Consider the following 17,175-nt stretch of genomic DNA (forward strand, 5'->3'; position numbering starts at 1 on the left):
CCATATCACTCCAAAAAACTTATTCTTCTGCGGACTTGTCCGCTTTTTTCGGTGGCACCTTTTTAGCGGGCGCCAGTACCATCACCATTTGACGGCCTTCCATTTTCGGGTATTGCTCCACCGCTGCATGCTCAGCAAGATCCGCTTCCAGACGCTTCAACAGCGCCAAACCGAACTCCTGATGCGTAATTTCACGGCCACGGAAGCGCAAAGTAATCTTGGCTTTGTCACCATCGCCCAAAAAGCGAATAATGTTACGCAACTTGATGTTGTAATCGCCATCATCGGTGCCAGGTCTAAATTTGACCTCTTTGATCTGCACCTGTTTTTGTTTGAGTTTTTGCTCGTGTAGACGCTTGCTCTCGGCGTATTTGAATTTGCCATAATCCATCAAACGGCACACGGGCGGTGCAGCATTTGGTGCAATTTCAACAATATCAATATCAGCTTCTTCCGCTTTGGCAAAGGCCTCTTTGAGACTCATCACACCTAACGGTTCGCCATCTACACCAATCAGACGCACTTGTGGCGCGGTAATATCGCCATTAATGCGTGTATCTTTATCCTGAGCTATAACAATCCCCTAACAATAAACAAAGCCGCACGGCACCTAAAAAATTAGACCCGGTTTTGGATGTCTTGCTGTACACGCGCAACAAACGCATCTACCGACATCGCACCCAGATCTTCACCTTTTCTGGTACGTACGGCCACATGACCATTTTGCATTTCCTTATCGCCAACAACAATCAGATAAGGCAATTTTTGCAAACTATGTTCGCGTATTTTATAGGTAATCTTCTCGTTTCTCAAGTCAAAATCGCATCGAATGCCATTTTTCTTCAATTTTTCAACTACTTGGCGCACGTAATCGGCTTGATTGTCCGAAATATTAAGCACCATCACCTGCACAGGCGACAGCCAGACCGGCATGGCACCCGCAAAGTTTTCGATCAAGATGCCTAAAAAACGCTCCATGGAACCCACAATCGCACGGTGCAGCATGATAGGCCGCTGGCGCGTATTATCTTCAGCCACATACTCCGCGCCCAGGCGCTCTGGCAGGTTTGGGTCGAGCTGGATGGTGCCGCATTGCCACATACGACCGAGCGAGTCTTTGAGGGTGAATTCAATTTTCGGGCCGTAAAAAGCGCCTTCGCCCGGCTGATACTCGAACTCAAGGCCATTCGCCTTAATCGCGTTAGCCAAGGCATTTTCTGCCATGTCCCACGCTTCTTCAGTACCCACACGCTTTTCTGGGCGGGTAGACAATTTAACGATCACATCGTCAAACCCAAAGTCTTTATAGACTTCGTACAACATTTTGATAAAGTCCGCCACTTCGGCTTCGACTTGCGATTCCATACAGAAAATATGGGCATCATCTTGGGTGAAGCCACGCACGCGCATCAAGCCATGCAAAGAACCAGACGGCTCGTTACGGTGGCAAGAACCGAACTCCGCCAGCCGCAACGGTAAATCGCGGTAGCTATGCAAACTGCTGTTGAAAATCTGGATATGGCCGGGGCAGTTCATCGGCTTCACGGCATAATCACGGTTTTCCGACTGGGTGACAAACATATTGTCACGGTAGTTTTGCCAGTGGCCGGATTTTTCCCACAGGGTCTTGTCCAGTACTGTCGGCGTACGTACTTCCTGGTAATCGTACTCCCTGAATTTGGCACGCATGTACTGCTCGACTTCTTGCCAGATGACCCAGCCTCGCGGATGCCAGAACACCATCCCCGGCGCATCCTCCTGCATATGGTAAAAATCCAGCTGCTTGCCGAGCTTGCGATGGTCGCGCTTCTCAGCTTCTTCCAGCATATGCAGATACGCTTCCAACTCTTCTTTATTGCGCCAGGCAGTGCCGTACACACGTTGCAGCATTTCATTATTGCTGTCACCGCGCCAGTAGGCGCCGGCCAGCTTCATCAATTTAAATGCCTTGAGCTTGCCGGTATTCGGCACGTGCGGGCCACGGCACAAGTCGGTAAACGCGCCTTCTGAATACAGCGAAACATCCTCATTGCTGGGAATGCTGGCAATGATCTCGGCTTTGTAGTGCTCGTTAATACTTTTGAAGTAAGCCACCGCTTCATCACGCGGCAACACTTTGCGCTCGACCTTTTCGTCTTTCTTTGCCAACTCTGCCATTTTCTTCTCAATGGCCACCAGATCATCCGGCGTAAATGGGCGCTTATAGCTAAAGTCGTAATAGAAGCCATTTTCAATGACAGGACCTATCGTCACCTGAGCATCCGGGAACAGCTCTTTGACCGCATAGGCCAACAAGTGTGCCGTTGAGTGGCGGATAATTTCCAGCCCCTCTTCGTTCTTGTCCGTGATAATGGCCAGCTCAACATCTTGCGCAATCTGATGACTGGTATCTACCAGCTTTGCTTCCTGACCGGGATAAGTCACCTTGCCAGCAAGCGCGGCTTTTGCCAAACCGGTGCCAATATTGGCAGCCACCTCCGCCACCGTTACAGCGTGTTCAAACTGTCTTACAGAACCATCGGGTAATCGAATATTTGGCATGCCAGATCCGTCAAAATTTTAGCGAACAACCTTGAAACAAGGCCTATACAAAGCATTTGATAAAAACAACAAAAGCCGTTAATTATAACGGCTTTTTGAATTTTGGTAGTCGCGAATGGACTCGAACCATCGACCCCCACCATGTCAAGGTGGTGCTCTAACCAGCTGAGCTACGCGACTATTTTAAGATTGATCACATGGACTGCAATCAATAAGGTTGCGCATTCTATCCGAAAGCCAGTCGTTAGGCAATGGGATCACGCTTATAATATTGCCATGCAGATTTTTCAGTTGCCCATGGGCGCACCGATCACCACATTGACTGACACGCTCGTAGAGTCCCTCAGTGAACACCAATATTGCCTGATCGATCAATGCTTGCCGTCCGACACCATCGCCGCATTGCGCACGCTGGCATTGGCGCGCGACCAGCAGGGGCAGATGCATCAGGCGGGCACGAGTAAAGCCGCCATTACCAACCCCAATCTTCGTGCTGACCGGATTGCCTGGCTGGAAACCGACGACCCCGACCCTGCCTTGCAAGCCTACTTTAGCCTGATGGCTGAGGTGCAACAAATGGCGAACCGTCACCTGATGATGGGACTGGCCACTTACGAAACCCATTTTGCCCTCTACCCTGCCGGCTCCAACGGCTACGCCACGCACATCGACCAGTTCCGCCAACACGCCACCCAAATACCAAGCGGCGTCCGCAGCTTGACCGCAATTATCTATCTCAACGAGGATTGGCCAGAACAAGCAGGAGGTGCCTTGCGCCTATATCTGGATGAACATCACCAGACCCCGGAGCAAGATGCCAGACATCTGGATATCTTGCCGCTAGGCGGCCGACTCGTGCTGTTTTTATCCGCCAGATTCTGGCACCAGGTATTGCCCGCCATCCAGCCAAGAGTGAGCGTGACGGGCTGGTTTAAAACACGCTAAATTACTGTGCCGTTTGCACGGGTGTCGTTAAACGGCTAAACAATTCGGCGCCTGCATAGCCATCTTGTGGCAACCCTTTGCTCGCTTGATATCGACGGATCGCGGCCTGGGTTTTGGCCCCTGGAAAGCCATCAGGGGCCCCACAATCAAACCCTTGCGCGTTTAATGACTCCTGCAACAGCCACATTTGCTGATAGCTGAGCGCAGGTGGCTCAGGCGGCAGCTGTAAGGTATAACTGTCCTGACGCAACTGCTGGCTGAGTAGACTCACAGCCAGCGCATAATTAATGGAACGGTTCCATTGCATGATGACGTCAAAATTGGGGAATACCATATATGCCGGACCATCAAAGCCCTGAGGCAATACAATCGACGCTTTTGGCAACGCCAGCGCGCTGGCTGGAACGCCCGCCACTCCGGCTTTCACCCACTCACTGACAGCTTTGGTCTGTTGCCATTGCGCCTGGCTGTAATCAAAGCCCGCAGGCAAGGCGACCTGAAAGCTAACGGGCTGGCCAGGCTGCCAGCCCGCCTGCGATAAATAATTGGCGGCAGAACTGAAGATATCTGGATAAGAGTCCCAGATATCAATCTTGCCATCCGCATCGGCATCCACCCCATATTTGAGCAAAGTGGATGGCATAAATTGCATATGCCCGGTCGCGCCCGCCCATGACCCCACCACCGGGCTATCATAGCGTTGATCACGCTCGACCACACGCATCAGGTTCAGCAGTTCTTTTTTAAAGAACGCAGCGCGTCGCCCTTCAAATGACAAGGTCGCCAAGGCAGACGCTAACGGGATATCCCCGGTAAATCCGCCAAAATTGGTTTCCAGCCCCCAGAAGGCCACCAGCACCTCCCTGGGCACCTGATACAACTCTTCGACCACATAGAGAACGCCACCATAGTCCTGCATCATGAGTTTGCCCTTGCTCACCACGCGCGGATTAATACGGCGGTTCACATAGGCAGAAAAACTGGTGACGAATTCTGGTTGCTTGCGGTCAAGCTCAATCACCCTTGGCAAATAGACGACGCCTGTTAGCGTCGCGTCAACCGCGGCCGGCGCAATCTGCATCGTTAACGCTTCCTGACGCAATGCCGTTAACCAGGGCTGAAAGCCTTCCGGCGACGCCTCTTGCGCCATACCCGCCTGTGCAGACAGGCCAAACGCTGTCAGCAGCAAGCCAAGAAACAGTGTGAGAATATTTTTTTTATACATGATCCATTTTAGAGAGTATGGCTGCATAGCCTGCCTGATAATCGGCAAATAAAAACGGGTAACCGGATTGCTGCAAAAACGGGTTGCGAATCCGTTTACCGCGCTGCAAGTCAGTGGTCGGGGTCACTGGCCCTAGCCGCTGCAGTTGCTGTGCCAGCCATTGCAACACCTCATGTTGTGGCACTGGCGCACCATCTGTCAAAATAATATGCGCTGGCAAGGGCAGTGCGTGTTCAATCTGGCGGTAAAAATGCACCACCGCACCTGCAACGTCCAGCTCATGAATGCGATTGGTCCATTGGATATGTTGTGGCCAGCGCTCAGGGGTTTGCAGCAACTTGAGCAGATAGAGCCGTTGCGGACCGTAAATTCCGGACACGCGTAACGCGGTATGCGAGCAAGGCAAGCCGTCCAGCAATTGCTCGGCTGCCAGGATCGTCTGGCCATTTTCTTCAGCCGGCATGGCAGGCGTATCATCATCAACCCACTGCCCTTGCTGCTCGCCATACACACTGGTACTCGAAATAAAAAACACATGCTTTAACGCGCGCTGATCCACATTGGCCAGCACATGCCGCAAGCCATCGACATAAGTTTGCTGGTAGCTCTGCCCTGCCACGGGCGCCAGGCAATACAGCAGGATTTCCGGGGCCTGGTCTGCCAGGGCAGACAGGCCATTTGCAGAGACGACATCCAGGTAGAGGGCGGCTGCGCCGTCAGGCACAGACTGCTGAGAGCGCCTGACGATTGTCAATGCATACCCTTGGGCCAGGGTCGCCTGGGCAATCAGCTTGCCCAATGCACCACAGCCTATCTGCAAAACACGCATCGTGGGCCTTTACCGCGCCAGGCCAGGCAGAGGATGCTTGCGCAAGTAACGCTCGGCCATCAGCATGGCGGACATCGTCTTGCTATCAGTAATTTCACCGTCTTCAATCGCTTGCATAATGCGTTCAAACGGCCAGACCATCACATCCATCGCTTCGTCGATATCTCTGGCATGATCACCCAGTGAGAGGTCTGTCGCCAGATAAATATGAATCACCTCATTGGAATAGCCGATGCAAGGATGCTGTATCCCCAGCTTGGTCCAGTTCTTGGCCGCATAGCCGGTTTCTTCAAGCAACTCACGCTGGCCTGTGGTCAATACCGGCTCACCTGCATCGATCTTGCCAGCCGGTAACTCTATAAACACCTGCTTGAGGGGATAGCGGAATTGGCGCTCTAGTACAACCTCACCGGCATCGGTGAGAGCGACTACGACGACAGCACCAGGGTGCACAACATACTCGCGACCGCTGATCACGCCGTTTGGCAAGCGTGCTTCGTCGTAGCGGACAGTGAGCATTTTTCCCTGCGCCATCACCGCACTGGAAACCGTTGTTTCAATTAAATGTGCATCCTCATTGAGTACTGTTGCTTCTGTCATATTTCTCTTTACTGATTAACACTATTTTTATATTCAAGGTTGATTGACTACTTAACTGTTGAAGGTATTGCACTGATTAAGGTCGCCAGACTGCAAGCCTTGCTTGAACCAATATACCCGCTGTGCAGAACTGCCATGGGTGAAACTATCTGGCACCACATAGCCTTGGGCCTGCTTTTGCAAGGCATCATCGCCAATAGCCGTTGCCGCCTGCAGCGCTTCTTCCACATCGCCGGCTTCCAGCACATGATACTGTTGATCAGCATAATAGGCCCAGACGCCCGCATAGCAATCGGCCTGTAGCTCTAGTTTGACCGAATAGGCGTTGGATGCAGCCTCAGACCCGGCCTGTTGCCTGGCTTGTTGTACCTTGGCTGAAGTCCCCAGCAGATTTTGCACGTGGTGCCCCACCTCATGCGCAATCACATACGCCTGTGCGAAATCTCCAGGCGCTTTAAAGCGGTCTTGCAACTCCTGATAAAAACTCAAATCAATATAGACTTTTTGGTCTGCCGGGCAATAAAACGGCCCCATGGCCGACTGCCCCTGACCACACGCAGTGCTGGTCATGCCACTAAACAGTTGCAGATTGGGCGCCGTATATTGCCGTCTACTGGCGGAGAACTGTTGCTGCCAGATTTTCTCGGTACTCCACAGCACCTGAGAAACAAACTTCACCTTGGGGTCCTGGCTTTGCTCAGGACGCTGCGGCGACTCGGCCACAGGTTGGGCTTGCTGCGCCAGATTTAACACCAGCTGGGGATCGACGCCAAAATACATGGCGACCAGCACCAGTGCAATGGAACCTATGCCGATACTGCGCCCACCAAAGCCGCCACCGCGGCGGTCTTCAACATGCTGACTTTCTTCCAAATCGTCCAGGCGCACAGAAATCCTCTATCCGTATGAATGAAAAATGTTGCGGGAATGTGATTACTTTAGCATGCAGCACTGATAAAATCACACCATGTTTACTGGGATTATTCAAACCGTCGGCAGGATTGCCGAAGTTGTTCCACATGGCGAAGATTGTGCATTACGCATAGAAGCGCCGTCTTTGGGCATGGAGGATGTGCAGTTGGGAGACAGCATCGCCGTCAACGGTGTCTGCCTCACCGTCACTGATTTTAATTCACGCAGCTTTCAGGTCATGGTATCCAAAGTCACGCTAGAGGTCACCACCGGCCTAAGCCAACCTGGGCCTGTCAACCTGGAAAAAGCCATGCGACTGGCTGATCGCCTGGGCGGCCATCTGGTGACCGGGCATGTGGATGGTATAGGCAGCATCACGGCACTGGAGTCCGTCGGCGAATGCTGGCTACTCAAAGTGCGCGCGCCACATGCCATCAGCAAATACATTGCCAAAAAAGGCTCACTCTGCGTGAATGGCATCAGCCTCACCGTCAATGAGATTCAGCAGGATGAGGTCAGTATCAATTTGATCCCGCATACCATGCAGCACACCATGATGCAGCATGCCAAAGCGGGCGACCCGGTGAACCTTGAAATTGACGTGATTGCGCGCTATGTCGAGCGGATGCAAGCTTGGGAGCAGGAATAATGTCGGCGCAAATCAGTCCTATCGAGGCCATTATTGCCGATATCCGTGCTGGCAAAATGGTGATTCTGGTCGATGATGAACACCGTGAAAACGAAGGTGACTTTGTCATCGCCGCAGAATTTGTCACCGCTGAGCATATCAATTTTATGGCCAAATATGGCCGTGGTCTGATCTGCCTGACCTTGACCGAACAGCGTTGCCGTCAATTAAACCTGCCCCCTATGGTGCAAAAAAATGGCACGCGCCTGGGCACCAACTTTACCGTCTCGATTGAGGCTGCTGAGGGCGTCACCACGGGTATTTCGGCCGCAGACCGCGCCACCACCATCCGTGCCGCCATTGCCAAGCAGGCCAATGCAAGCAGCATTGTTAGTCCCGGGCATATTTTCCCGTTATCGGCGATGAATGGCGGTGTACTGGTGCGCGCAGGCCATACCGAGGCAGGCTGCGACCTGGCACAACTGGCAGGCTGTGAGCCCGCCAGCGTCATCTGCGAAATCCTCAAAGACGATGGGGAGATGGCAAGGTTACCAGACCTGATGCAGGTCGCCGCCGAGCACAATATCAAAATCGGCACCATTGCCGACTTGATCCACTATCGTGCGGCACACGAAAGACTCATAGAACGTAGCGCAGAACGCGAAATAGAAACCGTGTTTGGCACGATGCGACTTATCGCCTATCGCGATCATATTGCCCAGGAAACCCATCTGGTGCTGATCAAGGGCCAGCCCGAGCAAAGCGATGAAGTGCTGGTGCGGGTCCATGAGCCGCTGTCGATGATAGACCTGCTTGATAGCAGCCACCAATCACATAGCTGGAATCTGCTCCAGGCCATGCGTACCATCAGCACGGCCGCGTGCGGCGTCATCGTACTCATCAACCATGATGAAGATGGCCTCGGCCTGACTGACCGTATTTTGCGGGCAGACCAGAAACTGGTCCTCAATCAGGAATTACGTAATTACGGTATCGGCTCACAAATCTTGCTCGACCTTGGCGTGAAAAAAATGCGCCTGATGGCTGCCCCGCGCAAAATGCCGAGCATGGATGGCTTTGGTTTTGAAATTACCGGATATTTGAGCGCTGAGGAAGCGCATGCATGAAACGCAGCCATAAAGCCTATCCCCAATGAGTGAGCAACTGACTTTGAATGACCAGACAAGCCGTCTGGACCTGACCGGCCAAATCCTGATTGCCATGCCAGCCATGCAGGACCCCTACTTCAGCAAAAGCGTGATTCTGATCTGCAATCACGACGAAGATGGCGCCATGGGCATGATCCTCAACCATCCCTTGCAACTGAATGTGGGCGACCTGTTTGAACAGCTGGAGATGGAGTGCCATGTTGCGCAACAACAGGCGCGCCCGGTGCATTTTGGCGGGCCGGTTCAGGTAGAGCGTGGCTTTGTCCTGCATGCGCCAGCCACTGAATTTAATACCACTATGGGCTTATCGGATAGGCTGGCCATGACCTCATCCAAGGATATCCTCGAAGCCGCCGCCCGTGATGAAGCGCCACAAGACATGTTTATTGCGCTCGGCTACACCGGCTGGGCAGCCGGTCAGCTGGAACAGGAAATCCAGGCCAATGCCTGGCTAACCCTGCCACTGGCAGATCACCACCAGCTGCACAAGTTGATTTTTAAATTACCCAGCGATGACAAGCTGTTCTGGGCCATGCAGCAATTAGGGGTGGACTTTGCCACCTTGTCCGAGGTTGCCGGGCATGCCTGATGCAACCAGGCTTGGCAAACAGCCACTGAACCAAAGCCATTTACCGATCACCCAGCGTCGCTATCCCGATATCACAGGCACCCTGCTGGCATTTGATTTTGGTGAAAAACGCATCGGGGTGGCCGTCGGTGACACCCTGCTCAAACTGGCACACCCACTGCTGACCATAGAGGCTGAAGAAAACGCCGCCAAGTTTGCGCAAATTGAATCCTTGCTAAAAGAATGGCAACCGGCGCTGCTGGTGGTTGGGCTACCCATGTCCCTGGATGGCGAGGCGCATGCCATGACGGCCTTGGCGCAAAAGTTTGCCCAGCGTCTCGAGGGCCGCTTTAACTTGCCGGTGGTGATGGTGGATGAACGCCTGTCGTCGGCGGAGGCCTCACAATCCCTGCGCGAAGCAGGCATTCGTGGCCGTGCGCAAAAGCAGATGCTGGATCAAGTTGCCGCCCAAACTATATTACAATCTTATTTTGATGCTTATCATGCACGTAAGTAGCACTGGATACTCATGACTTTACCTGATCCCGAACAATTACTTGATCATCTGTACGCTCAACTCAAACCGCGTATTCAGGCGGAAACGGCTCTGGTTGGCATTTATACGGGCGGCGTCTGGCTCATGCAAAAACTGTTGCAGCGCTTGCAGGCCGAGCTGGGGCAAGACATTGTGCATGGCAAGCTGGATGCAGCCATGTATCGCGATGATTATGCGCAACGTGGCCTCAAAACCGCTGCGCAGCCCGCGCAAATTCCGTTTGATGTAAACGGCAAGCACATCATCCTGATTGATGACATTTTTTATACCGGCCGCACCACACGTGCCGTCATGAATGAATTATTTGATTATGGCCGTCCGGCTTCGGTGCAATTGGCGGTACTGATTAACCGTGGTGGCGCCCAACTACCGATCCGCCCCGATATGACTGGCGCCGATCTGCCATTGCAGGCCAATCAATCGTTTGAACTGGCAATCAATACTCAGGGCAAACTGCACCTGAGCATTGCCACCTCGGCAGCGAATGGAGTGGATGCCAATGTATAACCCGCAACTCAACGCCCAGGGCCAGCTGCAACACTTGCTAAGCATCGAAGGTCTGCCCAAGCGCATTCTGACCGATATTCTGGACACCGCCGAAAACTTTGTCGGCGTTGCTGAACGCGAAGTGAAAAAAGTGCCGCTGCTGCGTGGCAAAACCGTCTGCAATATCTTTTTTGAAAATAGTACGCGTACGCGCACCACGTTTGAAATCGCCGCCAAACGCCTGTCGGCCGATGTGCTCAACCTCAATGTCAGCACCTCGTCACAATCCAAAGGCGAGACCATTCTTGATACGGTGAACAACCTGATTGCCATGCATGCGGATATGTTTGTGGTCCGTCACCAGCAAAGCGGTGCCGCGCATTTCATTGCGCAACACGTGCCGCCACACATCAGCGTGATCAATGCCGGCGATGGCCGCCATGCGCACCCGACCCAAGGCTTGCTGGATGTATTCACCATCCGCAAATACAAGCCAGAGATGCACAACCTGCGCGTGGCGATTGTGGGTGACGTCTTGCATTCGCGCGTCGCCCGCAGTGAAATCCATGCGCTCACCACGCTGGGCGTCCCAGAAATCCGCGTCATCGCACCGCGCACCCTGTTGCCTGCCGATGTGGAAAAGCTGGGCGTGCAAGTGTTCCACAATATGGAGCAAGGCCTCAAAGACGTAGACGTCGTCATGATGCTGCGCCTGCAAAACGAGCGCATGTCCGGCGCCTTGTTGCCCAGCTCACAGGAGTTTTTCCAGACCTTTGGTTTGACCCCTGAGCGCCTGGCACTGGCCAAGCCGGATGCCATTGTGATGCACCCAGGCCCGATGAACCGGGGCGTAGAAATTGATTCGGCAGTGGCGGACGGCAAACAGTCCGTGATCCTGCCACAGGTCACGTATGGGATTGCAGTACGCATGGCGGTGATGGCAATTCTTGGAGGAGGCAACGCCGCATGAATATCCTGATTACACAGGGCCGCTTGATGGATGCCAGCCAGCAGCTGGATCAGGTGCAAGATCTTTATATCAGCGCAGGCAAGATTGTTGGCATGGGTGCAGCGCCCCAAGGTTTCCAACCAGACCAGACATTGGATGCCGAAGGCAAATGGGTGTTACCTGGCCTGGTGGATTTGTGTGCGCGCCTGCGGGAACCGGGCAGCGAATACAAAGCAACCTTACTAAGTGAGTTACGCGCCGCCATGGCGGGTGGCGTCACCAGTCTGGCCTGCCCGCCAGACACTGACCCGGTACTGGACGAGCCTGGCCTGGTCGAGATGCTCAAGCACCGAGCGAAATCGCACGCCCTCGCCCATGTCTATCCACTGGGCGCAGTCACACGGCAGCTTGAAGGCCATTTACTCACAGAAATGTTCGCCCTGACCACTGCCGGTTGTGTGGGCTTTTCACAGGCCGATACAGCGATTGTTGATACCCAGGTCCTGTGGCGGGCATTTGAATATGCCGCAACCTTCGGCTATACGCTGTTCATGCGTGCCGAAGATCCGTACCTGGCAAAAAACGGGGTCGCCCACGATGGCGAAGTCGCCTCCAGACTGGGGCTCAAAGGCATCCCGGCGGCGGCAGAAAGCATTGCGCTGCAAACCATGCTGCGGATCGCCGAGGCCACAGGCGCCAAATTGCATATCGCCCGGGTATCCACGGCTGAATCGGTTGAGTTGATCAGGCAAGCCAAACAGGCCGGCATGGCGGTCACGGCAGATGTCAGCATCCAGCACCTGCACCTGACCGATATGGATATCGGCTTTTTTGACAGCATGGTACATCTGAAACCGCCTGTACGCACCCAACGCGACCGTGACGCACTACGTGCTGGCTTGCTGGACGGTACGCTAGATGCAATTTGTTCGGATCATACGCCAGTCGATGATGACGCCAAAGCACTCCCTTTTGCCGAGTCGCACCCTGGTGCCTCAGCGCTTGAACTCTTGCTGCCACTGACCTTGAAATGGTCTGCGCAGGCCAAACTGGCCCCCTTGCAAGCCCTGGCCAAAGTCACGCAAATCCCCGCGCGGATTCTGGGTGTTAATGCAGGCACTTTGCAAACGGGTGCCACGGCCGACGTGGTGATTTACGACCCGGAAATGGAATGGCGCGTAGATGGCCGCGCCCTGCTCAGCCAGGGCAAGAATACGCCATTTGTGAATCACAGCCTGACCGGCAAGGTCACTGCGACCATTACGCAGGGCAATCTGGTGTTTCAGCAGGAAACCGTGCAGCTTACAAGATGAGTGTTGCATGCATGCCGGATGCCTACCCGGCATGCATGTTGAATAAGGTTTACAAAATATCCAGATCAGAAATCTTGCTGCGTTCCTGATTTTCCGGGTTGGCGACTTTGCTGTTGAGTTTAAATTTGAGTCGCAAGTCGTTGACCGAGTCGGCATTGCGCAAGGCGTCTTCGTAACTGATCTGGCTGGTTTCAAACAGGTCAAACAAGGCCTGATCAAAGGTCTGCATGCCCAGCTCTCGGGATTTGGCCATGACTTCTTTAATGCCGTGTACATCACCTTTATAAATCAGGTCTGAAATCAGCGGCGAGTGCAGCAGAACTTCGACGGCAGCCACACGACCAGAACCATCCACTTTAGGAATCAACCGTTGTGAGGCAATACAGCGCAGGTTGAGCGACAGGTCCATCAGCAATTGCTGCCGGCGTTCTTCGGGAAAAAAGTTGATAATGCGGTCCAGCGCCTGGTTGGTGCTGTTGGCGTGCAAGGTGGCCAGACACAAGTGGCCGGTTTCAGAAAAGGCAATCGCGTAATCCATGGTTTCACGGTCGCGGATTTCACCGATCATGATCACATCCGGTGCCTGACGTAGCGTGTTCTTGAGCGCGGCATGCCAGTTGTCCGTATCCACGCCCACTTCGCGCTGGGTGACAATGCAGTTGCGGTGGCTATGCACAAACTCTACCGGGTCTTCAATGGTGATAATGTGGCCATAACTGCTTTCATTGCGGTGCCCCAGCATGGCGGCCATTGAGGTCGACTTACCTGATCCCGTGCCGCCAACAAAAATAATCAGGCCGCGCTTTGCCATCACCACATCCTTGAGTACGGGCGGCAAGTTCAAATCATCAAATTTGGGGATATTGGTATTGATCACCCGAATCACCAGACCTACGGCACTGCGCTGCACAAAGGCATTGACGCGGAAACGGCCCACCGATGGCATGCTGATCGCAAAATTGCACTCCATGGTTTCTTTAAACTCTTGCGCTTGCTTGTCATTCATGACAGTACGCGCAATTTCGGCCGTTTGCTGGGTACTCAAAGTTTGTGAGGTAATCGGTGTGAGCTTGCCATCAATCTTCATGGCCGGCGGAAAGCCTGCGGTAATAAACAAATCCGAGGCTTTACGCGTGACCATGAGCTTCAACAGGTCATTAATAAATTTCTCGGTTTGCGCGTGATCGGCGCCGGTCTGCATGCTGCTATCCATCTTTAATATTTATCCGATAATGCCATCACGGTTAGCCGCTTTGGTACGCGCCTCATCGGCGCTGATGACGTTGCGTCGCACCAGATCTTGCAGATTCTGGTCCAGCGTTTGCATGCCCACACTTTGGCCCGTCTGAATTGCCGAATACATCTGCGCAATCTTGTTTTCGCGAATCAGGTTACGGATGGCGGGGGTTCCGATCATGATTTCATGGGCAGCCACCCGGCCCTGCTCGTCTTTGGTTTTACACAGGGTTTGCGAGATCACGGCGCGTAAAGACTCTGAGAGCATGGAGCGCACCATTTCCTTTTCTGCCGCCGGGAACACATCGACTACCCGGTCTATGGTCTTGGCCGCAGAGCTGGTATGCAGGGTCCCAAATACCAGGTGACCGGTTTCGGCCGCAGTCAGCGCCAGGCGGATGGTTTCCAGGTCACGCATTTCACCCACCAGAATCACATCCGGGTCTTCACGCAAGGCTGACCGCAGCGCATTTTCAAACGACATGGTATGCGGCCCGACTTCACGCTGGTTAATCAATGACTTTTTCGAGGTATGCACAAATTCGATCGGGTCTTCCACGGTCAGGATATGCGACATCTGGGATTCATTAATGTAATCAATCATCGCCGCCAGTGTGGTCGATTTACCTGAACCGGTCGGCCCGGTCACCAGCACAATGCCACGCGGCGTATCGGCCAGGTCCTTGAACACGCGTGGGGCGTTAAGCTCTTCCAGCGTCAACACCTTGCTAGGAATGGTACGGAATACCGCACCGGCGCCGCGCTGGTGGTTAAATGCATTGACCCGGAAACGCGCCAGGTCAGGGATCTCGAATGAAAAATCGCATTCCAGCTTTTCTTCATACACTTTGCGCTGGCTGTCATTCATGATGTCGTACAACATGCTATGTACTTCAGCATGATCCATGGCGGGTAAGTTGATTTTACGCACATCGCCATGCACGCGTATCATCGGTGGCAACCCGGCTGACAAATGCAAGTCTGAGGCTTTGTTTTTAACTGAAAACGCCAATAAATCTGAAATATCCACAATCCACTCCAGTGATTATTTATATAATGTTATTTTTTACCTCTACCCGGCACCGTGTTGCTTCCCATGACTGATATTGCTGACAATCTGGCACTCATCCGCCAACAACTGGCCCAGGCACGTGCAAGCTACCAGGCCACACAAACGGTCACTTTATGTGCGGTGAGTAAAGCACAACCTGCCTCAGCTCTCAGGGAGGCCTATCAGGCCGGTCAAACGGTGTTTGGTGAAAACTACCTGCAAGAAGCGCTCGCCAAACAACAGCAACTGCAAGACTGTGCGATAGCATGGCATTTTATTGGCCCGATTCAAAGCAACAAAACACAGCCAATTGCCTGTCATTTCGATTGGGTGCATTCGGTGGACCGCCTTAAAATTGCACAACGCTTGTCTGACGCGCGCCCTGCAGACATGGCGCCTTTGAATATTTGCCTGCAAGTCAATATTAGCCAGGAATCAAGCAAAAGTGGTGCCAGCGCTCAAGAGGTGCTGGATCTGGCTTTAAATATCAGGCAGTTACCACGCTTGCATTTGCGCGGTCTGATGGCGATTCCGGCCCCCGTGGAAGATTTCGACCAGCAACGTGACCAATTTCGGCAGGTACGGGCCCTGTTTGATCACCTGAATGCGCATGGCTTGCAGCTGGATACCCTCTCCATCGGCATGAGTGGTGACTTTGCCGCAGCCATTGCCGAAGGCGCGACGCTGGTGCGCATCGGCACAGCCATTTTTGGCGCCCGCCCGCGTAAACCCGATAACGACTCAGTTTAAAGAAGGAACTTGAATACCATGCAATCACTGTCAGCCACCCGCATCGCCTTTATTGGCGGCGGCAATATGGCACAAGCCCTGATGATAGGCCTGCAACAACGAGGCTTTGCCATGTCACACATTACCGTGATTGACCCGGACACCAGCAAGCATGCTTCGCTACAAGCCAAATTAGGCGTGCAAACCAGCGCGGCGCTGTCGGCAGCCTCACTGGCGGCTGAAGTTGTGGTGCTGGCGGTCAAACCACAGCAATTGCAGGCGGTGGCACACTCGCTGGCTCCCTACTTACAATCACAATTGGTGATCTCAGTTGCCGCCGGCATACGCACCGGCGACTTGTGCCGCTGGTTAGGCGGCTACCAGACGCTGATTCGCACCATGCCCAATACGCCTGCGCAAATTCAGGCGGGCATTACTGGCGCTTATGCCCTGCCAGCCGTCTCAGCAGGCCAGCGTGACGTTGCCGACCAGTTGTTGCAAGCGGCGGGTGAAGTGGTTTGGCTAGAAGCTGAAGACCAGCTGGATGCGGTGACCGCGATTTCGGGCAGTGGCCCGGCTTATGTCTTTTTGATGATAGAAGCACTCACCGCGGCAGGGGTCGCTTTAGGACTCAGCGAAGCCCAGTCACAACAACTCAGCCTGGCCACATTCAAAGGCGCCAGCTTGCTCGCAGCCTCGAGCCCTACCCCTGTGGCGACCCTGCGTGAGCAAGTGACCTCCAAGGGCGGCACTACCGAACAAGGCCTGCTCAGTATGCGTGAGCACGATATTCATGGCATGATGCAACATGCCGCGGCACAAGCAGCACGCCGCGCCAAAGAACTCGGCGATCAATTGGGAGCACAATAATGTTGCAAAACATGACAACTTTTTTACTGAATGCAGTATTTGGTATTCTGACTTTTTTACTGGTATTGCGTTTTTTAATGCAGTGGACAAGGACCTCGTTCCAGAATCCGCTGGGGCAAATGGCCATGGCGCTGACTGACTTTATGGTCAAGCCTGCCCGCAAACTGATTCCCCCTGCCCGACAGCTGGATTTATCAACCCTGTTGCTGGCCTGGCTGGTACAAGTAATTCTGTTCGCCTTGCTGACCTTGCTTGTAGCCGCCCCAGTGTCCCCGGTGTTTTGGTTCTGGCAGGCCTTTGTCGCCGTCCTGGGGCAAATGCTGGATGTGTTTTTTTACGCCATTTTGCTCATGGCCATTTTAAGCTGGATCAATCCATACAGCCCGATTTATGGCGTGCTGAACCAGTTATCAGCGCCTATCCTCAATCCGTTGCGTAATGTCTTGCCTTCGATTCAGGGATTCGATTTTTCCGCGCTGGTCGCCTTGCTGTTGTTGCAAATGATCAGCCGTATCGTGCTGCCAGGCTTGGCGGGCGGCATGCTGTAACACGCATACGCAGTGCTGCG

At 53.6% G+C, this 17,175-nt stretch carries 19 protein-coding genes and 1 tRNA gene; 11 read left to right on the forward strand and 9 right to left on the reverse strand.

Features of this window, described 5'->3' with window-relative positions:
• Positions 1-19 precede the first annotated feature (19 nt).
• The 3 genes from infC to AACH41_RS09810 form a co-directional block, all read right to left on the reverse strand.
• Positions 20-574 (reverse strand): translation initiation factor IF-3, encoded by a 555-nt coding sequence (gene infC, locus AACH41_RS09800; RefSeq protein WP_338657597.1) that lies wholly within the window; start codon positions 572-574, stop codon positions 20-22.
• A 44-nt stretch (positions 575-618) separates the two neighbouring features.
• The gene (gene thrS, locus AACH41_RS09805) at positions 619-2,541 is read right to left on the reverse strand and encodes a threonine--tRNA ligase (RefSeq protein WP_194748233.1); all 1,923 of its coding nucleotides are present in this window, start codon (positions 2,539-2,541) and stop codon (positions 619-621) included.
• 103 nt (positions 2,542-2,644) lie between these two features.
• Positions 2,645-2,721: transfer RNA gene (locus AACH41_RS09810), tRNA-Val, on the reverse strand.
• A 96-nt stretch (positions 2,722-2,817) separates the two neighbouring features.
• On the opposite strand from AACH41_RS09810, the gene AACH41_RS09815 reads away from it, so the two are divergent.
• Complete coding sequence (locus tag AACH41_RS09815; RefSeq protein ID WP_338654825.1) at positions 2,818-3,486, forward strand: 2OG-Fe(II) oxygenase; 669 nt, start codon at positions 2,818-2,820, stop codon at positions 3,484-3,486.
• Between the two features lies 1 nt (position 3,487).
• On the opposite strand, the gene AACH41_RS09820 is transcribed toward AACH41_RS09815, so the two are convergent.
• The 4 genes from AACH41_RS09820 to AACH41_RS09835 are packed head-to-tail and all read right to left on the reverse strand — an operon-like array spanning position 3,488 to position 7,028.
• Positions 3,488-4,711, reverse strand: coding sequence for a lytic murein transglycosylase (locus AACH41_RS09820; RefSeq protein ID WP_338654826.1), 1,224 nt, complete (start codon positions 4,709-4,711; stop codon positions 3,488-3,490).
• Complete coding sequence (locus AACH41_RS09825) at positions 4,704-5,540, reverse strand: NAD-dependent epimerase/dehydratase family protein (RefSeq protein WP_338654827.1); 837 nt, start codon at positions 5,538-5,540, stop codon at positions 4,704-4,706. The genes AACH41_RS09820 and AACH41_RS09825 overlap by 8 nt, the downstream gene beginning before the upstream one ends.
• Positions 5,541-5,549: 9 nt before the next feature.
• Positions 5,550-6,140, reverse strand: coding sequence for an NUDIX hydrolase (locus AACH41_RS09830; protein ID WP_338654829.1), 591 nt, complete (start codon positions 6,138-6,140; stop codon positions 5,550-5,552).
• 51 nt (positions 6,141-6,191) lie between these two features.
• Entirely contained in the window at positions 6,192-7,028 is an 837-nt protein-coding gene (locus AACH41_RS09835) for a neutral zinc metallopeptidase (protein ID WP_338654831.1), read from the reverse strand.
• 79 nt (positions 7,029-7,107) lie between these two features.
• Here AACH41_RS09835 and AACH41_RS09840 point away from each other — a divergent pair, with 79 nt between their 5' ends.
• Genes AACH41_RS09840 through AACH41_RS09870 form a run of 7 tightly spaced genes read left to right on the forward strand, consistent with a single transcriptional unit; the run spans position 7,108 to position 12,721 of the window.
• Positions 7,108-7,701: a riboflavin synthase gene (locus AACH41_RS09840; protein ID WP_275355895.1), complete on the forward strand. Its 594-nt coding sequence runs from the start codon at positions 7,108-7,110 to the stop codon at positions 7,699-7,701.
• Positions 7,701-8,807: a bifunctional 3,4-dihydroxy-2-butanone-4-phosphate synthase/GTP cyclohydrolase II gene (gene ribBA / locus AACH41_RS09845; RefSeq protein WP_194748240.1), complete on the forward strand. Its 1,107-nt coding sequence runs from the start codon at positions 7,701-7,703 to the stop codon at positions 8,805-8,807. The genes AACH41_RS09840 and ribBA overlap by 1 nt, the downstream gene beginning before the upstream one ends.
• 25 nt (positions 8,808-8,832) lie before the next feature.
• Positions 8,833-9,438 carry a YqgE/AlgH family protein gene (locus AACH41_RS09850; RefSeq protein WP_194748241.1) on the forward strand — a complete coding sequence of 202 codons (606 nt, stop codon included), beginning with the start codon at positions 8,833-8,835 and terminating at the stop codon, positions 9,436-9,438.
• A complete protein-coding gene (gene ruvX / locus AACH41_RS09855) occupies positions 9,431-9,934 on the forward strand; it encodes a Holliday junction resolvase RuvX (protein ID WP_194748242.1) in 504 nt (167 codons plus the stop codon). Before AACH41_RS09850 ends, ruvX begins: the two co-directional genes overlap by 8 nt.
• A 12-nt stretch (positions 9,935-9,946) precedes the next feature.
• On the forward strand, positions 9,947-10,480 hold the full coding sequence (gene pyrR / locus AACH41_RS09860; protein WP_194748243.1) for a bifunctional pyr operon transcriptional regulator/uracil phosphoribosyltransferase PyrR: 534 nt from the start codon (positions 9,947-9,949) through the stop codon (positions 10,478-10,480).
• Positions 10,473-11,429 carry an aspartate carbamoyltransferase catalytic subunit gene (locus AACH41_RS09865; protein WP_194748244.1) on the forward strand — a complete coding sequence of 319 codons (957 nt, stop codon included), beginning with the start codon at positions 10,473-10,475 and terminating at the stop codon, positions 11,427-11,429. The genes pyrR and AACH41_RS09865 overlap by 8 nt, the downstream gene beginning before the upstream one ends.
• Positions 11,426-12,721: a dihydroorotase gene (locus tag AACH41_RS09870; protein ID WP_338654835.1), complete on the forward strand. Its 1,296-nt coding sequence runs from the start codon at positions 11,426-11,428 to the stop codon at positions 12,719-12,721. The genes AACH41_RS09865 and AACH41_RS09870 overlap by 4 nt, the downstream gene beginning before the upstream one ends.
• Positions 12,722-12,770: 49 nt before the next feature.
• On the opposite strand, the gene AACH41_RS09875 is transcribed toward AACH41_RS09870, so the two are convergent.
• Positions 12,771-13,934 carry a PilT/PilU family type 4a pilus ATPase gene (locus AACH41_RS09875; RefSeq protein WP_194748246.1) on the reverse strand — a complete coding sequence of 388 codons (1,164 nt, stop codon included), beginning with the start codon at positions 13,932-13,934 and terminating at the stop codon, positions 12,771-12,773.
• Positions 13,935-13,943: 9 nt separating this feature from the next.
• Positions 13,944-14,987 carry a type IV pilus twitching motility protein PilT gene (locus AACH41_RS09880; RefSeq protein WP_194748247.1) on the reverse strand — a complete coding sequence of 348 codons (1,044 nt, stop codon included), beginning with the start codon at positions 14,985-14,987 and terminating at the stop codon, positions 13,944-13,946.
• 66 nt (positions 14,988-15,053) lie between these two features.
• Here AACH41_RS09880 and AACH41_RS09885 point away from each other — a divergent pair, with 66 nt between their 5' ends.
• Genes AACH41_RS09885 through AACH41_RS09895 form a run of 3 tightly spaced genes read left to right on the forward strand, consistent with a single transcriptional unit; the run spans position 15,054 to position 17,155 of the window.
• Positions 15,054-15,758, forward strand: coding sequence for a YggS family pyridoxal phosphate-dependent enzyme (locus tag AACH41_RS09885; protein WP_338654836.1), 705 nt, complete (start codon positions 15,054-15,056; stop codon positions 15,756-15,758).
• A gap of 18 nt (positions 15,759-15,776) precedes the next feature.
• Positions 15,777-16,607, forward strand: a complete 831-nt coding sequence (gene proC / locus AACH41_RS09890) for a pyrroline-5-carboxylate reductase (RefSeq protein WP_338654837.1) — start codon at positions 15,777-15,779, stop codon at positions 16,605-16,607.
• An 11-nt stretch (positions 16,608-16,618) separates the two neighbouring features.
• Positions 16,619-17,155 (forward strand): YggT family protein, encoded by a 537-nt coding sequence (locus AACH41_RS09895; RefSeq protein ID WP_338654838.1) that lies wholly within the window; start codon positions 16,619-16,621, stop codon positions 17,153-17,155.
• The last annotated feature ends 20 nt before the right edge of the window (positions 17,156-17,175 follow it).

Source organism: Methylophilus sp. DW102 (assembly GCF_037076555.1).
GTDB lineage: Bacteria > Pseudomonadota > Gammaproteobacteria > Burkholderiales > Methylophilaceae > Methylophilus > Methylophilus glucosoxydans.

Coding starts and splice junctions, on each gene's coding strand:
- AACH41_RS09870 (WP_338654835.1), top strand. CDS start 11,426: ATGAATATCCTGATTACACAGGGCCGCTTGATGGATGCCAGCCAGCAG.
- pyrR (WP_194748243.1), top strand. CDS start 9,947: ATGACTTTACCTGATCCCGAACAATTACTTGATCATCTGTACGCTCAA.
- AACH41_RS09815 (WP_338654825.1), top strand. CDS start 2,818: ATGCAGATTTTTCAGTTGCCCATGGGCGCACCGATCACCACATTGACT.
- AACH41_RS09875 (WP_194748246.1), bottom strand. CDS start 13,934: ATGGATAGCAGCATGCAGACCGGCGCCGATCACGCGCAAACCGAGAAA.
- AACH41_RS09820 (WP_338654826.1), bottom strand. CDS start 4,711: ATGTATAAAAAAAATATTCTCACACTGTTTCTTGGCTTGCTGCTGACA.
- AACH41_RS09840 (WP_275355895.1), top strand. CDS start 7,108: ATGTTTACTGGGATTATTCAAACCGTCGGCAGGATTGCCGAAGTTGTT.
- thrS (WP_194748233.1), bottom strand. CDS start 2,541: ATGCCAAATATTCGATTACCCGATGGTTCTGTAAGACAGTTTGAACAC.
- AACH41_RS09830 (WP_338654829.1), bottom strand. CDS start 6,140: ATGACAGAAGCAACAGTACTCAATGAGGATGCACATTTAATTGAAACA.
- proC (WP_338654837.1), top strand. CDS start 15,777: ATGCAATCACTGTCAGCCACCCGCATCGCCTTTATTGGCGGCGGCAAT.
- AACH41_RS09885 (WP_338654836.1), top strand. CDS start 15,054: ATGACTGATATTGCTGACAATCTGGCACTCATCCGCCAACAACTGGCC.
- AACH41_RS09895 (WP_338654838.1), top strand. CDS start 16,619: ATGACAACTTTTTTACTGAATGCAGTATTTGGTATTCTGACTTTTTTA.
- AACH41_RS09865 (WP_194748244.1), top strand. CDS start 10,473: ATGTATAACCCGCAACTCAACGCCCAGGGCCAGCTGCAACACTTGCTA.
- ruvX (WP_194748242.1), top strand. CDS start 9,431: ATGCCTGATGCAACCAGGCTTGGCAAACAGCCACTGAACCAAAGCCAT.
- ribBA (WP_194748240.1), top strand. CDS start 7,701: ATGTCGGCGCAAATCAGTCCTATCGAGGCCATTATTGCCGATATCCGT.
- AACH41_RS09825 (WP_338654827.1), bottom strand. CDS start 5,540: ATGCGTGTTTTGCAGATAGGCTGTGGTGCATTGGGCAAGCTGATTGCC.
- AACH41_RS09850 (WP_194748241.1), top strand. CDS start 8,833: ATGAGTGAGCAACTGACTTTGAATGACCAGACAAGCCGTCTGGACCTG.